Here is an 18,439-nt window from a genome sequence, read left to right on the forward strand (position 1 = left end):
ACTATGCAGAAGTCCGCACTGACGAACCGCATCCGACGCGGCCTGAACGAGCCCCATCTGGTCGTCCGTGAGTTGAACAAGTACTACTACCGCTCGCGAAAGCGCAAGGGCAAGAACGTCGGCGTCGAGATGTTCGAGGAGGACTGGGACAACCTCATCATTCTGGACGCGTGTCGCTACGACACCTTCGCCCAGCGCCATACCCTCCCCGGCACGCTGGAGCAGAAGAAGTCGAAGGTCAGTTCCACCATCGAGTGGCTCGACACCTATCTCGACGGCGCAGACCTGCGTGACACGGTGTACGTCACCGCGAACCCACAGCTCTATCGCAAGCGCGACCGCGTGGACGTCCAGTTCCACGCCGTCGAACACATCTGGCAAGACGACGGCTGGGACGACGAGTTCCGCACCGTCCGCCCCGAAACCGTCGCAGACCGGATGAAACAGGCCGCAGAGAAGTACCCCAACAAGAAGATTGTCGGCCACTTCATCCAGCCCCACTACCCGTTCATCGGCGAGACGGGACAGGAGCACATGGACTTGGACAGCCTCGACTTCTGGAATCGCGTGCTGAACGGCGAGGTCACGCTCGACGACGAAATCCTCTGGCAGGCCTACGAGGAGAACTTCGACATCTGTATGCCAATCGTCGAAGACCTGCTCGAAACGCTCCAGGGCAAGACCGTCGTCACGGCAGACCACGCCGAGATGATCGGCGAGCGCTCCTCGCCCATCCCGATGAAGGAGTACGGCCACCCCACCGAACTCCACACGCCCGAACTCACCACGATTCCGTGGCACACCTACCAGAACGGGGAGCGAAAAGAGGTTACCGTCGGCGACAGTGATGAAGAGAGCGCCCGCGAAGAGACGGCAGATGTTGTCGAACAGCGGCTACAAGACCTCGGCTACGCGTAACCCCCTATTACTTTAGGGAGGCCCCTAAGGGGCAACCGCCCAACCTTAACCCCCGTATAATAAACACCCCGTGAATACAAGCGAGAAGCGAATGACCCCTGGCGTCCGCCGAACCAGTGTGCGGGCCCACCTCGAAGACCCCACCGTAACGAAGGTGATATCGTGCAACGCAGCATCCTGAGCGGCTTTCTCTCGGTTTTCGGCTCCAAGGTCTTCATCCTGATATTGGGCCTTGTTACCACGCCTATCCTCTACCGGCTGATGGGACCCGCCGAGTACGGTGAGTACGCGTTCGTGCTCTCGATTTTCATGATGTTCATGATCTTCGTGAGCTCGGGCGTGGCTGACGGGGTCCGCAAGTACATCCCCGAGGAACGCCCTATCCAAAACTGGAGTGGCCACGTCATCGGCTTCTACTTCCGAATGGGGCTCATCCTCGCGCTCGGTGGCGGCGGCCTCCTCGTCCTGTTCGCCGAGAGCGGCCTCGTCGGCCGCTTCTTTGGTGACGACCTCGTTCCGTACTTCTACGTCCTCGCGCTCCTCGTGTTCGTCGCGCAGTTCCGGACGTTCGTTCGCCGGACGCTCATGGGATTCGGCCTCGAGAAGTACTCAGAACCGCTCAAAATCCTCTACGAAGTCTCGTTCGTCGCCATCGCTATTCCGGCTGTCTACTACGGCTATGGTGTGATGGGCGCACTCGGTGGGCAGGTGCTCGCGAGTGCGATAGTGATGTTCATCGGGTTCATCGTCGTCCATCGGAAGAGTTCGTTGGTGTACGCCGTTCGGCGCGCGCCGGAGGGCTTCCCGTGGCGGGAACTGGTCGCGTTCAACTCGCTGTCTATCGTGCTCATCTTCTGTCTGATGTCTCTCTACCACATCGACATTCTCCTGCTCGGTGCACTGACAACCAGTACAGACGTGGGCCACTACAAGGCGGCGCTCAAGCTCGCCGAGTTCCTGTGGTTCGTCCCAACCTCGATACAGATGGTGTTCGTACACTCGACCTCGAAACTGTGGTCGCAAGGCCGGACTGGACAGATTTCCGAACTCGCGGCTCGCGCGACGCGTTACACACTGCTCCTGACCGCCGTCATGGCGCTCGGGCTGTACTCCATCGCGCACATCGCGGTTCCGGTGTACTTCGGTTCCGAGGCGACACCAGCGGTCGAACCGCTGTTGCTCCTCCTGCCCGGGGCACTCGGCTTCGCGGTTGCCCGCCCCATCCTCGCCATCGGCCAGGGGAAAGGCGACCTGAAACTCCCGATTCTCGCCACGGCGTCGGCGGCGGGTATCAACCTCGTCCTGAACCTCATCCTCATCCCCCGGTTCGGCATGCACGGAGCGGCCATCGCGACGAGCACCGGGTACGCGTCGATGTTCGTGTTCCACATCTGGTCTGCCCGAAAAATCGGATTCAATCCACTCTCTGACGCCCGCCTCGGCCGGGTCGCACTCACGACGGTTCTCGCTGGCATACCAATCCTCGCGTTGCCGGGGTACATCCCACAGAACCTCGTCCCGTTCGTCTCCGGCGACATCGTGACGCTCATCGTCGTTCCGCCGGTGGGACTCGCCATCTTCCTCACGTTCGCGTTCGTCACCGGCGCACTCGGCATCGGCGAGGTACTCGACATTCTCTCGTCTGCGCTTCCCGGTGGCCTCGCCACACCGGTCGTGAGCCTGCAAGAACGCTATGCGAACCGCGGTCGGTTGTTCGCTGACGACTCCATCCAGTACGTCCTCGTGTTCCTCGGGATGGTGCTGTTCATCTCCGGTATCGCCTTCGCAGTCATGGGACCGGACCTCAGCCCGACCGATGGCCCAGAGGTGAGCGTTCCCGGACTGAACCAGACCAACGAGAGTACGATGGCAACCTCCCAGACCCCGACGACTGGCGGCGATACGACCGCCGGCCAGCAGACCGGAACGTCCGACCAGGCGACCACGACGGCAGGTGATGGAACCACGACCGACGGCGGTGGCGGAACGACAGCGACGACCACGGACACCACCACGACGGACGACGGCACCATCACCGAGGAGCCAACGGACGAACCAACCGATGAACCGACGGACGAACCGACGGAGGAGCCAACGGACGAACCGACGGAGGAACCAACCGAGGAGCCAACGACGACGACGACCGAAGAACCGACGGCTACCACCACGACCGCGACGCCGACCGAGACGCAGACGCAGACGTCGACCACTTCGACGGCGATTATCACGTCAGCTACGGAGACTACGACCGAATCCACCTTGACGTCGACCACGAGCACCACCGAATCCACGTCGACCTCAACCACCCAGTCCACGTCAGAATCCACCACCGAAAGTGGTGGCTCGACGACGACAGCCGCCGCGTTCTCCGTTCCTGTGGGTATCGGCCTCACCACGTTAGGATTGGGAGTGCGTCGCATGCGCCGCGAGGACGAGGCGGCTTACGGCCCCGATAATAAAGGTCGAGAGGAGTCTGGTGACAACTGATGAGTGAGACGAGAACGCCGTTTCCGTTCGACCTGTTGCTGGTCGTGGGGCTCACGCTCCTCGCCGACGCCGCCATCCTCGTCGTCGGTGTGACCGGCACGCTCCGCATCCTCGTGGGCCTGCCGCTCATTTTGGTGCTCCCCGGCTACGCCATGGTCGCGGCCCTATATCCGGGTCGCGTCCCCGAGGAAGGATCACAGGAATTCGACAACCCCTCGAAGGGGCTCCGGAAACTGCCCGGAAACTACGGGATGAGCCCGATAGAACGCATCGGCCTTTCGGTTGTAGCGAGCGTCGCCCTCGTTCCGTTTGTCGTCTTCGTGCTCAACTTCGCGTGGACCATCGCCGCAACGCCGATTCTGCTCGGCGTGAGCGTACTGACGCTCCTCCTCGCGTTCATCGCGCTGGCCCATCGCCTCATGCTGCCCGCAGAACGGCAGTACCGTCCCTCCCTCGGAATGCGTGCCGACGCGCCGAGCCACACCGGCTCCCACCGCGACAGTCGGTCGAAACTCCCGACCATCCTGCTGGCGGTCAGCCTGATTCTGGTCGCCGCGAGTGCGGGCTACGCCGCGACGGTTCCCCCGCAATCTGAAGAGTTCTCCGCGCTCTACTACGCGTCCGTGCCGACGGGACAATCAGAGGAAGCACCCGGACCGTTCGCCGCCGGCCAGGCGGCGGAGGTGCCAATCGGCATCAACAACGAGGAGGGCGAAGAGGTGACCTACACCGTGGTCGGCGAACTCCAACGGGTCGAGCAGGCCGACAATGGTGAGTTGCAGGTCGTAGAGGAGGAGGAACTCGTCCGCCAAGAGATAACCGTGGGAGACGGCCAGAACGCCACGCAGAATCTCACGGTAGAGCCGTCACTGACCGGCGGCAACCTCCGCATGGCGTTCTACCTCTACAAGGGCGACGTGCCACAGAACCCGAGCGAGGATAACGCCTACCGCAGCATCCACCGCTGGGTGACCGTAAACGGCGGCGGCGCGGACCTCGAACCGCCCGCTTCGCCGGGGTCACAACAGCTATCAGCGCAGCCCAGTTACGCTCGCCCAAGCTAATGTGGCCGTGGGAACACCTCGCCTTCGCGTACCTTCTGTACTCGCTTTTCGCGCACACCGTCTACCGTCGCTCACCTGACGGTGCAGCGGCGTTCCTCGTCGTGCTCGGCTCACAGGCCCCTGACCTCGTGGACAAGCCCCTAAGCTGGACGTTCGGGCTGACGCCGACGGGCCACGGCTTCATGCACTCGATTCTCATCATGGGGCCGTTGCTCGCCGGAGCGCTGGTGCTCACGAGCGGGCGGACACGCAGGCTGGTCGCCGCCTACACCATCGCACACTTCTCGCACCTCGTAGGTGACCTCATCTACGAGCCACTGCTGCTCAATGAACCATTAATTCTCGGGCGGGTGCTCTGGCCGGTGGTGTCGCTTCCAGCCTACGGCACCGACCAGGGTGGCCTCGTCGGTCGCGCAGCGGTGTACTTCGTCCGCTGGATCGGTCACATCGCCTCGCAGGGACTCACGCCGCTGGTCATCTTCGAGTTCGCGCTGGTGTTCGGCGTCATCGCCCTTTGGCTGTACGACGGGGCACCGGTGCTCTCTGACCTGATTCGCTACGCTCGCGCTGAGTGACCTTAATGCCCCGATAATAACGGTGGCAGAGCGTCTGCCTTCGAACACTGATGCCCACCGTAAGCGTCGTCATTCCAACTTACAACCGCAGCGAAGAGGTCACACACGCCATCGACAGCGTCCTCGCGCAGACCTACGACGACTTCGAGTTGCTCGTCGTCGACGATGGCTCGACGGACGACACGGAGGAAGTCGTCACGAGTTACGACGACGACCGCGTGAAGTTCATCGAACACGAGGAAAACCAGGGTGCACCTGCCGCCCGAAACACTGGTATCGAGCACGCAGAAGGCGAGTACGTCGCCTTCCTCGACTCCGACGACGAGTGGCTTCCCCTGAAACTCGAACGACAGGTGGACTACCTGCGCTCGAAAGGTGACGACTGGGTCGCCGTCTACTGCGACGTGGACATGAAGACGAAGGGCAAGAGCGGCCCGTTCCGCTCGATTGCCGCTGCGATTCTCTCGAAATCCGACCCCGACACGCCGAGCGAAGGCGGCGACGAACTCGTCGAAGAAGTGCTCGCAGACCGCTTACACACGAGCGCCGGCTCGACCCTCATGGTTCGCACCGACGTCGCCCGCGAAATCGAGGGCTTCGACACGACCTTCCGCCGGTTCCAGGACCCCGAGTTCCTGATGCGCGTCCTCCGGAAGGGGAAACTCGCCCACGTCGCAGAACCGCTCGTCGTGCGTCACGAATCTGGCGACCCGCCCGCCGACGTGGTGCGCGAAGCAGACGAGAAGTACTTAGAGAAGTTCTCCGACGTCGTCGACGACCTCGAATCGAAGGGCCACGACGTGCGCGGCAGCCACAACCTCGTCCTCGCAAAACTCTACCTCGACGAGGGTAACATCACGACCGGTATTCAGTATCTCGTCCGGTCGAACGCCCGCCCTCGCCACTACCCTGGCGTCCTCTGGTCTGCACAGAACGGCGTCCGCGAGAACGGACAGGGCAAGGCCATCCTCGCCGCGGGTGTCGGCTTAGTCGCGTTCCTCGCCATCCTGTTCGTCGTCCTTGGGAGCAGTTCCGAAACCGAAAACTGACCGACGCTATCCGAACACGCCGACGAGGGCTGCGAGGCCGTCCAGCCCTCGTACTTCGACGGGCAATTCTGCACCGCCGTCCACGAAAATAGGCATGAATCCGGCCTCGACAGCGGGACGCATGTCGGCATCCTTGTCGTCGCCGACCATGACGTACGCCTCGGCCGGGATCCGGTCTCGCGCCGTCTCGAACATCGACGGGTCCGGTTTGTGGGCACCCACGTCGTAGGAACAGACGACGGCATCCAGATACTCGTCGAGTCCGTGACGGGCGAGTTTTCGTTTCTGGACGTGAGTGACGCCGTTGGTCAACACGCCGAGTCTGTGGGTTTCTGAAAGTGCGTCGAGAATGTCCGTCGCGGCCCGTGCCGGTTTCGTCGCCTCGATTTCACAGTCCAGCCACGCCGCGGCGAGCGTCTCGGGCGACTCGTTCAGATTTGCGTGTTCGATGACGGCGGCCATCCCCGCCTCGTAGGGGTTCGGGTCGAAGTTCTCGAAGGCGTCGAAGAATGCCTGACTGCGAATTTCGTGCCATTCAGGTTCACAGCGCCCGACGGTGCGCTCGAATGCGTCGGTCACGATGCGCTGGTAATCGCCGTCGAACTGCAACAGCGTCCCATCCAAATCGAAGTACAGCGCTTTTTCCATACCGGCGAATCTCGGGGCAGGCGGGAAAGAGTTGGGGACGACAGAAAACTTATACGAGCGTATTGTTGATTCGACAACCAGATGCCCGCTCCTCCCACGCGTCGCCGCCTTCTCTCTGCGTGTGTTGGCGCACTCTCCGCGGCGCTCGGTGGGTGTGCCGGCGCATTCCAGGAGTCAGACTCGACGCCCGAGACGAGCACGCCGACGCCGGTTCCCGTCCCAACCGACGAACTCACGGAGACGCCGGAACCGACTACGGAGACGCCAGAGCCCACGAACGAATTCTACCGGTCCATCAAAATCAGGCTGCACGAGATTACCGACGAACAGCTCGGCATGATGGCGACGACGCGCCTCACGACGGTCGGCCCCGAAACGACGGCCCTGCTTTCGCGCATCATCGACAACGGGCCGTTCACGGAAACCACCCTTCGTGGTCCGCTCGTGAGAAAACGCGTGTTTGTCTCGCGGGACGAAACTGGCTACATGGTGACCGCAACCGAACAGGCGCGGACGCAGGTGACAGGCTACTCGTTCACGCTCGATTCGGTGACCACCTGCGGACGCGATGACCAGTGGGACGACTGGCCGGGCAAAGCGGATGCGGTGGCGTTCGAGAACCTCCCCGAGGTTGACCAGCAACTATTCACGCGCCTCGGTCGGGGGCGATTGGAGGAACAGTCCTGTTTGAGTTCGGGGTTCGTCCACGTCTTCGACTCGGCGGCCGAGGCCGACCAGTCCCAGTTCACGGGGGCTGAACGAACCACCGTCGAGTACGACGGCGAGTATTACTGGGTCGATTTTCGCGGAACGCGACCCATCGACGAGGTGTCGTACCGTTACGCAGCGGAGGAACTTCCCGCGTACTCGTCGGCCGCACTGGGCCATGCCGTCGAACCCTACGTGGTCTCCTACGTAGACCCCGACGCGCTCCCAGAGCCAGAGCGCGAGATATACACTGACCTCATTGCGAACAATCACTACGAAGCGACGAATCCCATCCCGGATGCCGTGGGGGAGTTGCGCTCTCGTTTGACCGCCAAGGGCAGGTGGGGCACCCCGCCGTATGCCTTCTTCTCGCCGGACGAGGAGACGTTCTATAGTGTTCACCTGACCGAGACGGTCTCGTGATGGCTGTGGCACACTCGCAGGCGGAGCGCACAAAACCCGGCGCTTGTAGGCGATTTAAGACGTTCTGCCTTCACAAAACTTATTCTGAAGTGTAACCGAATTATCATCCTTGAACCCGCGCTCTCGCCGCTCCCTCCTGACTACCTGTGCGCTCGCCCTCTCGGCCGGTCTCGCGGGCTGTTCCAGCCTCTCTTCAACTACCAACCAAACGCCGTCTGGGACGACGGTCACACCCGCTCCCGTCCCGACTGACGACCCGACTCCCACTGAGACGCCGACGAGCACACCCACTGCCACTCCGGAATCGCTCTGGCTCCACTTGCGCGCGACGCCAGTAACCGAGACGGAACTCAAGGCCGCCCTGTTCTGGGAGCTCGACGAACTGAACGCCGCGAACAGCGACCTCGCCGCGTCGATTCTCGAGGTGGGCACCGTCGAACATTCCGCGAAGGACAGTTCCGTGCTCGGTCCCGTCACGTTCGTCGAGAACGATGAGACGTACTACCGAATCGAGCGGACGGACGTTGCTGAGCCTGCACCGCTCGAATTCGCCATCGGATTCACCGTCGTTTCTTGCCCCGAATACGAGGGCGAATATCCTGGTGTGGAGAACGTCGAACCTGCTCCGCTCTCGTCGCTCTCGGCGGCGGACCAGCGAATCCTCCCCGAGAAATTCTTTTCCTACGATTCCGATGGAAGATGCGGGTCGTTCACATTCTGGCACGAGTTCGAATCCCACGAAGCGGCTGACGAGTCGGTGTTCACCGCCTCAGAACCGTTCTACCTCTCGCATAAAGAAGAGGTTATTCGCGTCTCTTCAGAACCGGCGAAGTACGCGATGAAATATCCGCGATATCGCTACACGGTGGCCGCACAATCTGACTCTCCCGCGGATTTCGAACTGCCCGACTCCGTCGTCGCGAACGTCGACCTATCGTCACTCTATAGCCCTGAACAAGAACACCTCAAGACGTTGCTCGAAGCCGGGCACCTCCGCGTCGAAGACGAATCAGAGAACTCGGTCGGGGTGAGCCACCTCATCAACCGTCTGACTCGGGGTGACCAGCAAGGGCCGGAGAAACTGTTCTACTTCACAGCCGAGGAGTCGTACTACGAATTCGACTTCTGGTACACGCAGTGGTGAGAAAAGGCGCGCGAATCGACGACCGAATGACGCCTATATCGCGCCGTTCGAACAGAGCATGACGTCTCCGTTCGAGTAGAGGTTGTCCATCCCCGTGCGACAGAGTCGCTCTGGCGGGATGTCGCGAATCGTGGCCACGCTCGTGTTACTGCCTTCCGGGAAGTTCCGGAAGAACGTCGCCTTCTCGCTTTGCGCCCCGCGATACATCACCACGTCGTGGGTGACGGGGTCGGTGTCGTTTATCGTGGCCGCGCCGGCCATGTAGGTGTCAGACCTGAAGAACACCGTCTGGTACGGATGGTCCGTGTAGATCACCTCGTTGGGCAGAATCTCCTCTGAGTCAGGCCGTCCGGTCATCGTGCCGACGGTGTGGACGGCGTCGAGTTCCTGTTCGGTGTACGAGAGGCGAGCGCGGTTGTCGTCGAACACCGGGTTGTCGATGGCCCCGTGGCTGGACATGAGCATCATCCCCGGGAACACGAGGACGAAGATGAGCATGACCGCCACCACGACCTTCGGGTAGAGGTTGAACGACATGTGGCGCACGCCGATCGCGCCCATGATTGCGAGTGGTGCGTAGAGGAACGCGAACCACCGCTGTGGGATGAAGTTCCGAATCCCGAACATCGGCAGGCCGAGCACGAACACGAGCATGATGACGCTCGCGATGAGCAGGGTGAACACGGAGTGGCGAGAGCGTTCGCGCCGGAGGACGTAGAGACAGCCGACGATGGCGACGAACAGCAACAGCAGGAAGCCGACGGTGTCCACGTACTGGGCGATTTGTTCGATGAGGGTCGGCCCCTCGCCCGCGACAACCCCACTGGCCCCGCCACCGCCGCTCGCCAGGTTCAGGAACCCAGCACTGTCGGCGACGGTTTCTCTGAGGTAGTTGAGGACGGTTTCGAGGAACGAATTCCCGCGATACGGCGTGAACGACCACATGAACGTGATGAACCCGGCGTCGAACACGAGCAGGCCGGAGAGGTTCACCGCGGGGGTGAAACTCACCACGTCGGGGCGGACGGGGGTCGGACTGAACAGGTCGATGCTCAGGATGACCTGGGCGACGACAGCGGCCCCGATGACCACCATCATGATGAACGACGACACCTGGTGGGTGAGGATGAGCGCGACGCTGAAGAACAGCAAGAGCGCAAGGTCCTTCAGTTCGTGTTCGGTCTGCATCACCCGAACCATCGCGTAGAGAACACCGAGGAACAGCAGGAGGCCGTGACTCGTCGGAATGAGGTGCATACCCCACTCGATGACGTAGTCGCCGATGCCGTACATCACGGCGGCGAACAGCGCCCACCGCGTTGCCACGAGCAGGCGCGTCGTCATGTAGATGAGCAGCGCCGCGAACGGCATCGCGAGACCGAGCGAGAGGTAGAGCGCGTCACGCAGGGTCACGTCGAAAAGGATGGCGACGCCGGCCACCAGCAGGTGGAAGAACGGCGCGGCGAAGTGCTTGTTGTCGCTAATCGCGCTGAGACTACGCTGTTCGTAGACTGGCCGGGCAATCTGCTCCATGTGGGTCCAGATGTCGATGCCGATGTAACCCGGCGAGGTGAACAGCGCGGCGAGACGGAGCACGCCCACGAACGCCAAAATCTGGATGAGCATCCAGCGCGGACGCAGGTCTGAATCCGGCGCGAACAGCACCTGAATCAGAATGAGCGTCCCGATGACGGCCGACACGTCCATGAACAGGCCGACGCGTCCCCCGAAGATGGAGGCAATCATGATGAGCGCGGCGATGCCGGTGAACACCACGCTCGGGAGGAGTCTGGCGATACCCGGCGGGAGCGTCGGGTGGCCAACGGTCTCTCCGCCCTCGAATCGCAGGGTCAGGAGATAGAGGATACACGCCGTCCCGAGGACGAGCGGAATCGTTTTGATGTAAATCTGGGAGGCGAAAAACCGCAGCGGGAACAGCAGTATCGCCATCAGCAGGCCGAGGACGGCCGCGTCTCTGTCGAGGTGGCGGTAGGCCAGCATCCGGCGGAGTCTACCCATGGCGCACCTCCACCATCGGACAGGTAACGTCGTGATAGACCGAGAGCAGACGGTCGGTCATCTCGTCGATACTCAGACAGTCGATGGTCTCGCGGCCGTCAGAGCGGTCGCCGGATTCTGCGACCTGCTGGATGCCGGCCACGAGTTCGTCGTCGGTGTCTGCGACGATGCTGTTCGCCACCGGTTCGAGCACGTCGCGGGCGAACCCGACGTCGGTCGAGACCACGGGCACGTTGCACGCCGCGGCCTCTTTGACGACCATGGGTCCACTCTCGCGTTTCGAGGTGACGAGCAACAGGTCGCTCGCGTTGAAGTAGTACGGCATCTCGTCGTAGTCAACTCCTGAAATCGGTCTGAGGGTGACGTCACCCTCTGTGGCGTCGACCACTCGCTTCGCTCGCGAGTAGTCTTTCACGTCGCGCTCGGTGTCGTATGGGAACAGGGCGACGGTTTCGTCTGCGTCCCAGCCGAGTTGCTCGCGCGCCTCGGCCTGGTCGATGGGCCGGAACAGGTCGGTGTCCACGCCGAACGGAATCACGGTGTGGTCCACGTCGAGTCGCTTTGCGAGGGTCTTCGAGGGTACTACCACGGCGTCGGCGCGGCGGGCGCACTGTTCTGAAAGTTTCTGGAGCCACGTCGGCCCCATGAGGTCCGTCCCCCAGAACGTCAGGACGACGGGCCGCCGAGGCTGGGCGAGCGCGAACGGGGCGGTCAACCCGAAGTTCGCGTGCACGACGTCGGCTCCAGAGAGCGAGGCGCGAAGCACCTCGGGGACGTATTCGGCGAACTCGCGGGGGCCGCGGCCGCCGGTTTCGGGGCGTGGAATCGGGTGGACGGGGGCGGCAACGCCGCGAGATTCGAGTCCCTCGACTTGCTGGTCGAAAAATGGCCGCGGGGTCGTCACGAGTTGGAGAGCCTTCATGCAGTCACCTCCTGAAGGTGGTTCAAAATCACGTCGGTCGTATCGACCTTGTCCGCGAGAAGCGTCTCGCGTTTTGTTGCCCAGTCGTCGTCGTTTTCGAGGATGGAGACGGCCTGTTCGAGTGCCTGTTCGTGGCGGCCGTCGCCGTTGCAGTTGAACAGGAGGCCGTATTCCTCGTCGAGTTCGTCTGTGTAGCCCATAGTGAGGGTGTTTACGTAAACAGCGGGCGTGCCGAGGACCGCACTCTCCGCGGCCATCGTCGCGCCCTCGCCGATGAAGAGGTCGGCCGCGCCGAGCAGGTGGTGAATCTCGTGTGGCTCGACCGAAATCTGCTTCTCCCGCAGTGATTCGGGGAAGTCGCCTTCGGCGGTGATGACGACGTCTGCGCCTGTGGCTTCGAGTCGGGAGACGACTTCTTCGACGTCGTCGAAGCCGCCATTGCCCACGTCGTGGGACGCGCCCCACTCGACGAGGCGGAGGACGACGAGTTTGTCGTCCGTCTCGGCTACTTCGGGGACTTTCGACTCGTCTACCTCGAATCGGTCGGGGTGGAGATAGGCGAGTTCGTGGTAGCCCGGATAGCGTTTCTGGTGGGGGCCGATCGTGTCGCGGTAGCAGTCAGGGGTCGCAATGCGGTGGGCGAACGGATAGGCGAGGCCCTTGATGATGGCTGCGTGTTCCGTGTCGTAGAACACGAGGCTCTTCGCGCCGACGAGTCGGGAGACGTGCGCCGCGGCCACCCCGCCGATGGCGGTGATGACGTCGGGCTGAATCTCGCGGGCTCGGTTGAGCAGACGGGCCTCGTAGACGGCCTGGACGCGGGCGAGCTGTGAGAGGCCGCTACCCGCGCCGGCGAGCACCTCGTGGTTGATGTCGAAGCGGTCTAAGAGCGCGAGGGCCATCTCTTTGTCCCGGGCGAAGACGTGGACCTCGTGGCCCTCGGCTTCGAGTTCCGCGATTGCGTGGCGGAAGAAGTGTACGTGGGCCGGGTGCTGGATGGTGACCATCACGCGCATCAAGCGGGCACCTCCAGGTGTTCGTTGGCCGCGTGGTCGAAGCTAATCGCCAGCAGGACGAACAGCGTCGCGAACAGCCCCGACACGATGGTCGTAGCGAACGCCACCAGTGCGGAGCCAACCGTGAACAGCGTTACGAGCGTTGCGACCAGCAGAACGCCGGTCAGGCCGATGGTGGCCAGCCCGGCGAGGTAGAACAGCGCCAGCGGGTGAAAGCCCGTGACGAGGTACTTTTTCTTCAGGCGGCCGAGGAAGTTCCGGAACAACATTCCCGACACCTTCGGGATGTAGGAGCCGTAGTCGATGGAACTCTCCTCGTCGCCGTACTCTGCGGGCATCGCCACGTCGGCGACCCGCATGTCGTGGACGTTCAGTCTGACGAGCAACTCGTTGCAGTAGCCGTAGTACTCGTACAGGCTCTGGATGTCCACGGCGTTGAGTGCGTCGTGGCTGATGGCGGTGTAGCCGTTTTGCGAATCGGCGATTTGCCAGTAGCCACTCGCGATTTTGGTCAGAAACGAGAGCATCACGTTTCCGATAAGCCGGAAGCGAGGCATCGCGTCGAGGAACGCCGGCTCTGCGAGCCGGTTGCCCTTCGTATAGTCTGCCTCTCCGGCGACGATAGGATCGAGAAGGTCGGTGAGTCGGTCGGGGTCCATCTGGCCGTCGGCGTCCAACGTAGAGGTCACGTCGACGCCGTCTTCCAGTGCCCGGCGGTAGCCCGTCTTCAGGGCACCGCCGGCCCCCCGGTTGATTTCGTGCTGTATCGGGACGACACGACGGTCGAACGCGACGCCGCCGTCTGCAACAGGTGCCGTTTCGCGGTCGGCGCTGTTGAGGCGGTCTGCGGCCTCGCGAATCTCCGTCCAGGTTTCGTCGGTGGAGGCGTCGTCGATGGCGTAGATGCGGTCTACGTACTCGGGGATGCCGTCGATGACGTCACCGACGAATCCCGCTTCGTTGTAGGCTGGCACGACGACGCCGACCGTGTGCCCCCGATACATTCTCAGACCCTCCGGAACGTGAACTCCAGGCCGTCTGCGTCCGCTGGGTCGAAGAAGTTGTCCACGTCGACGATGACGGGGGTACCGCTCATCTGACCAACTATGTCGGGTAGGTCGATGTCCGTGAACGCCGTGTGACCCGTCGTCAGCAGAACGCCGTCGATGTCGCTGAAGTCTAGTTCTTCCTGGATGTCGATGCCGAAGGCATCACGCATCGCCTCGGGTTCCGCGTGGGGGTCGAACCCGGAGATGTCGATCTGGTACTCGTCTAAGGCCTCGATGATCTCCTTTACCTTCGAGGTGCGGATGTCTGCGACGTCCGGCTTGTAGGAGAGACCGAGGATGAGGATGCGGCTGTCCTTCAGGACTTTGCCGCTCTCGTTGAGCGCCTTGATGGTCTGGTTTGCGACGTGTGCCGGCATTCGCTCGTTGACCTCGCGGCCAGTGAGCGTCAGGTCGGGGGAGACACCCTCCTGTTCTGCGCGGTAGGCGAGGAAGAACGGGTCCACTGGGATGCAGTGGCCGCCGACGAGGCCGGGGCGGTAGTCGTGGAAGTTCCACTTCGTTCCGGCGGCTTCGAGCACCGCGTGGGTGTCGATGTCGATTTTGTCGAAAATCATCGCCAGTTCGTTTACGAGGGCGATGTTGATGTCACGCTGGACGTTCTCGACTGCCTTCGCGGCCTCTGCAGTCTCGATGCTCGGGGCCTTGTGGATGCCAGCATCGACGACGGTACCGTAGAGTTCGGCGAGGTCGTCGCGAACCGCGTCGTTCTGGCCGGAGACGATTTTCACGACCTGCGCGAGGCCGTGTTCTTCGTCGCCGGGGGTGGCGCGTTCCGGCGAGTAGCCGACGAAGAAGTCCTCGCCGTTTCGAAGTCCGGATTCCTCTTCGAGAGCGGGAACGACCACGTCGCGGGTCGCGCCGGGGTAGACGGTCGATTCGAGGACGACGGTCGTGCCGGGGGACATGTGCGTGCCGACGGTCCGGGCAGCGCTCTCGACGAAGTCCAGGTTCGGGTTCTTCAGGTCGTCGATGGGCGTCGGGACGGCGATGGTGACGTACTGGGCCTCGTTGATCGCCTTCGGGTCGGTCGTGAAGGTGACTTCACTCCCCTCGATGGCGTCGTCGCCGAGGTCGCCGGTGGTGTCCGTGCCACCGTTCAGGGTGTCTACTTTCTGTTCACTGATGTCGAAGCCGATGACGGAGTGACCCGCCCGGTCGAACGCGACGGCGAGTGGCAGACCCACGTAGCCGAGGCCGACCACGGCGATGGTCGCTCCGTCTGCGATGTCCGTGCCCTCTGTGGCAGCTGACTGCTGAATCTCGAGGTCGTCGATGGTGGAATTCATGATTATGCGGTTTCGGGGGTAGACTCACCGGTTTCGCCGGGTGAGCGGCGGCGTTTGAGCGCGAGTACGATTCCGACCACACCGATGATGGCCAGGAGTTTTCTTGGGGGTTTCATAGTTCTCGATCTCCCGAGCCGGGGGCGACCCAGCTTTCGGGCTCTGTTCTTCGCTCAAGCAGCTAACCTCCTTATTATACGGCAGCTAAGGCCCTGGCTGTGTGATTGCGTACCGTGGCTTTGCCCCCCCGTAAGCGCCAGTTCAGCTGGGAGGTAGCAAATTTTGCCGCCAAAACGGTGCAAACCTCAAATCCTGGGGTTATGAACGCTTAGAAACGGTTTTACAACCGAATTAAACGCTTGAAACCCGACGTAACCTACTGCAAACACCGGCTCCCTTTATCATGTACTCTCCAGTAAGCTTGAGCAACCATGAGCACCCAACCCCACGATGCAGAATCCGGCGCTGCGGCCGATATCGCAGACGTTGTGACAGCGCCCGTCGAACCGTTGTCGAAAGACGACACGTTCCATCTCCTCCAGAACGAGCGCCGTCGAATGGCACTCGCGTACCTGAACCAGCAAACGGGCACCGTCGAGATGCGTGACGTGGCAGAGCAGGTGGCCGCGTGGGAGAACGACACGACGGTCCAGCAGCTCCACTCTGACGAGCGCCAGCGCGTGTACATCGCGCTCTACCAGACCCACCTCCCCAAGCTCGACGACTCCGGCGTCATCAGCTACAATCAGAGCCGCGGTCTTATCGAGATGACCTCCCACGTTGCCGACCTCTGTGAGTACATCGACCTCCCACAGGTCGACGACGCGCCCTCAAGCTCCGCGGCTCAGACCGCTGACGCCACAGACGCAGACGCAGCCCAGCCAGCCTACGACCTCGAATGGAGCGACTACTACCTCGGGCTCTCGGGCGTGAGCACCCTCGCGCTTCTCGCCTCCGCTGCCGGGTTCATTCCGGCGACGATAATCCCTCAATTTGCGATAGTTGTTCTCGTCGTGGCCGCCTTCACCCTGAGTGCGGCGGGGCAGGCGTTCCTCGCTCGAACCGCATAACCGCTGGCGATTTGACGGCTCTCCGCCACATCTTTTGTATCCACTAATCATTAAATTCTACCTTTCTTATATTTTCCAAAAGACTAATACAGCAGACAGACCTTCTCTTATCTGTGACCGTCGGGGCTCCCAGACGAAATATATTAACCTACCTCTCTCATCTATCCAGTATTAAGGCCGTTCCCACACGGGGTCATAACCCGGCACATTTGGAAGCCTCGGCCACCGTTACGTGGATACGAGTACGAACATAATGAGCCACTATTCACGACACTCCGGCTGCACCGCATCGGGTGCCAGGAGCGTCGGGTACTGGTCGGCAAGCGGACAGCGAGACGGCTCACGGGTAGCCCGTCTCACTGGAGGGCAGCCCGGGTATGAAAACTGAGCAACTCCGACGAGTGCTGGTTCTTTTTGCTGTCTGTCTCGTTTTCGCTTCCGGACTGGCAGCCCCCGCAGCGGCCAGTACGCACGCCCTTCCCGGCGTCGAGATAACGAACGTTTCCCACGGTGGCGGCGGCATCATCGAGACGGACAACGGAACGACGTACGTCTGGCAAGATGGCGCCCAATCGCTCGACGTAACGTTCACGCCATCGTCCGAGGTGAAGAGCTATCGCGTCTGTGTCTCCCACGTTGCGAGCGACGGAACCTCGACACAACTTGCCTGTAAGGACAAGTCCACGAGCGCAGAAGAGGAGACGCTCTCGCTTTCGTACGACAGCCTCCCAGAAGGCGCAACGGGCGCGGGGTCGCTCAAAATCGACCTCTACAACATCCAGTCGTTCGACCGAGAGAAGGTCGATTCGAAGTCCATCTCCACCTACGTCCTCGTGAAAGCCGCAGACGAGGACGGCGACGGCCTGACGAACCAGGAAGAGGTCAAAATGGAACTCGATTTCATGACGGCCGACACCGACGGTGATGGGCTCGACGACGGGGTGGAAATCGCCGATTACCAGACGGACCCAGCGACCGCAGATTCCGACGAGGACGGTGCCCGTGACGGCATCGAAGTCCAGCGCGGAACGGACCCGACGGACCCCGATTCTGACAACGACGGCGTTCTCGACGGCGAGGAACTCGAAGTCACTGACCCACTCGATAACGATACTGACGACGATGGCCTGAACGACGGTAAGGAGGACTCCATCGGGACTGACCCGACCCGAGTCGATACCGACAGCGACGGGCTGGACGATGCGGCCGAAGTCGAAGCACACACCGACCCACTCAACGGGGATTCAGACAGTGACGGCCTCGACGACGGCGCGGAAGCCCGTCTCGGCACGAACCCGCTTTCGCCCGATACCGACGACGACGGGCTCTCAGACCGCACGGAAATCGACTGGGGGACCGACCCGCTCAACGGGCTCACCGTCTGGTTGCTCGGTACCGGAACACTGCTCGGTCTCGGCGGTATCGCGGGACTCGTGTGGTGGCAACGCGACGAGGTTCTTCCGCCGAGCAACCCCGTGCAACGGCCACTCGACACGGCTGTCCCCTCAGAAGTCGCAGACGTGAGCGACGACGACCCGGAACCACTCGTCGAACCGGCAGCCGAGTCAATTCCGGACACGGACCTGCTGCCCCCAGAGCAGTACATCAACCGTCTGCTCACCCAGCGAGGCGGCCAGATGAAGCAGACGGACATCGTCGACGAAACCGGCTGGTCGAAGGCGAAGGTCAGCCGCGAGCTCTCGAAGATGGAGGAAAACGGCACCATCAGCCGATTCCGCATCGGGCGCGGCAACATCGTGACCCTCTCTGGCCACGAACCGGAGGCGGCGAAGTCCCAGGTCGAAGACTGACGGCGGCCCTCAGTCGCTCGGAATCACACACTTGTCCACATTTCAGGCCACTTTCGCCCGCGAGTGGTAAGCTTAGATGATAAATAAACCGCTACTTAGCCGGTGTATAGTAAGGGAGGGAGAGTTTCATCGATAGGTTACGGGTCGCCCGCTGGCCCCATCCAACCCATGCCCATGAACTCATCCAATCCATCCATGGACCGAAAGCCAACCACCGCCACGACTGCGGTTG

The 18,439-nt window shown here is 62.1% G+C and carries 15 protein-coding genes; 9 read left to right on the plus strand and 6 right to left on the minus strand.

All coding sequences use genetic code 11. The annotated features are described in order from the left end of the window. Positions 1-3: 3 nt before the first annotated feature. From P1M51_RS01720 to P1M51_RS01740, 5 genes are all read left to right on the plus strand, one after another. On the plus strand, positions 4-918 hold the full coding sequence (locus tag P1M51_RS01720) for a hypothetical protein (RefSeq protein ID WP_276246463.1): 915 nt from the start codon (positions 4-6) through the stop codon (positions 916-918). Between the two features lie 162 nt (positions 919-1,080). Continuing rightward, positions 1,081-3,405, plus strand: a complete 2,325-nt coding sequence (locus tag P1M51_RS01725) for a polysaccharide biosynthesis C-terminal domain-containing protein (RefSeq protein WP_276246464.1) — start codon at positions 1,081-1,083, stop codon at positions 3,403-3,405. Next, entirely contained in the window at positions 3,405-4,469 is a 1,065-nt protein-coding gene (locus tag P1M51_RS01730) for a DUF1616 domain-containing protein (RefSeq protein ID WP_276246465.1), read from the plus strand. Before P1M51_RS01725 ends, P1M51_RS01730 begins: the two co-directional genes overlap by 1 nt. Then, positions 4,469-5,044, plus strand: coding sequence for a metal-dependent hydrolase (locus P1M51_RS01735; protein ID WP_276246466.1), 576 nt, complete (start codon positions 4,469-4,471; stop codon positions 5,042-5,044). The genes P1M51_RS01730 and P1M51_RS01735 overlap by 1 nt, the downstream gene beginning before the upstream one ends. Positions 5,045-5,094: 50 nt before the next feature. Next, on the plus strand, positions 5,095-6,093 hold the full coding sequence (locus P1M51_RS01740; protein WP_276246467.1) for a glycosyltransferase family A protein: 999 nt from the start codon (positions 5,095-5,097) through the stop codon (positions 6,091-6,093). Between the two features lie 6 nt (positions 6,094-6,099). Here P1M51_RS01740 and P1M51_RS01745 read toward each other — a convergent pair whose 3' ends face one another. Further along, positions 6,100-6,741: an HAD family hydrolase gene (locus P1M51_RS01745; protein WP_276246468.1), complete on the minus strand. Its 642-nt coding sequence runs from the start codon at positions 6,739-6,741 to the stop codon at positions 6,100-6,102. Positions 6,742-6,822: 81 nt separating this feature from the next. Here P1M51_RS01745 and P1M51_RS01750 point away from each other — a divergent pair, with 81 nt between their 5' ends. Next, on the plus strand, positions 6,823-7,872 hold the full coding sequence (locus P1M51_RS01750; protein ID WP_276274803.1) for a hypothetical protein: 1,050 nt from the start codon (positions 6,823-6,825) through the stop codon (positions 7,870-7,872). A 109-nt stretch (positions 7,873-7,981) separates the two neighbouring features. Beyond that, positions 7,982-9,016: a hypothetical protein gene (locus tag P1M51_RS01755; protein WP_276246470.1), complete on the plus strand. Its 1,035-nt coding sequence runs from the start codon at positions 7,982-7,984 to the stop codon at positions 9,014-9,016. Positions 9,017-9,049: 33 nt separating this feature from the next. Here P1M51_RS01755 and P1M51_RS01760 read toward each other — a convergent pair whose 3' ends face one another. From P1M51_RS01760 to P1M51_RS01780, 5 genes are read right to left on the minus strand one after another with little or no spacing between them, the layout of a single operon-like run. Next, entirely contained in the window at positions 9,050-11,035 is a 1,986-nt protein-coding gene (locus P1M51_RS01760) for a DUF2206 domain-containing protein (RefSeq protein ID WP_276246471.1), read from the minus strand. Next, on the minus strand, positions 11,028-11,957 hold the full coding sequence (locus P1M51_RS01765; protein ID WP_276246472.1) for a glycosyltransferase: 930 nt from the start codon (positions 11,955-11,957) through the stop codon (positions 11,028-11,030). The genes P1M51_RS01760 and P1M51_RS01765 overlap by 8 nt, the downstream gene beginning before the upstream one ends. After that, positions 11,954-12,973 (minus strand): DUF354 domain-containing protein, encoded by a 1,020-nt coding sequence (locus P1M51_RS01770; protein WP_276246473.1) that lies wholly within the window; start codon positions 12,971-12,973, stop codon positions 11,954-11,956. The genes P1M51_RS01765 and P1M51_RS01770 overlap by 4 nt, the downstream gene beginning before the upstream one ends. Beyond that, the gene (locus P1M51_RS01775; protein WP_276246474.1) at positions 12,973-13,977 is read right to left on the minus strand and encodes a glycosyltransferase family 2 protein; all 1,005 of its coding nucleotides are present in this window, start codon (positions 13,975-13,977) and stop codon (positions 12,973-12,975) included. Before P1M51_RS01775 ends, P1M51_RS01770 begins: the two co-directional genes overlap by 1 nt. Positions 13,978-13,979: 2 nt before the next feature. Then, positions 13,980-15,329, minus strand: a complete 1,350-nt coding sequence (locus tag P1M51_RS01780) for a nucleotide sugar dehydrogenase (protein WP_276246475.1) — start codon at positions 15,327-15,329, stop codon at positions 13,980-13,982. A 428-nt stretch (positions 15,330-15,757) separates the two neighbouring features. On the opposite strand from P1M51_RS01780, the gene P1M51_RS01785 reads away from it, so the two are divergent. Both P1M51_RS01785 and P1M51_RS01790 read left to right on the plus strand, forming a co-directional pair. Next, entirely contained in the window at positions 15,758-16,396 is a 639-nt protein-coding gene (locus P1M51_RS01785; protein ID WP_276246476.1) for a hypothetical protein, read from the plus strand. Between the two features lie 377 nt (positions 16,397-16,773). Beyond that, complete coding sequence (locus P1M51_RS01790; RefSeq protein ID WP_276246477.1) at positions 16,774-18,207, plus strand: hypothetical protein; 1,434 nt, start codon at positions 16,774-16,776, stop codon at positions 18,205-18,207. Positions 18,208-18,439 lie beyond the last annotated feature (232 nt).

The sequence above is a fragment of the Haladaptatus sp. QDMS2 genome (assembly GCF_029338295.1).
GTDB lineage: Archaea > Halobacteriota > Halobacteria > Halobacteriales > Halococcaceae > QDMS2.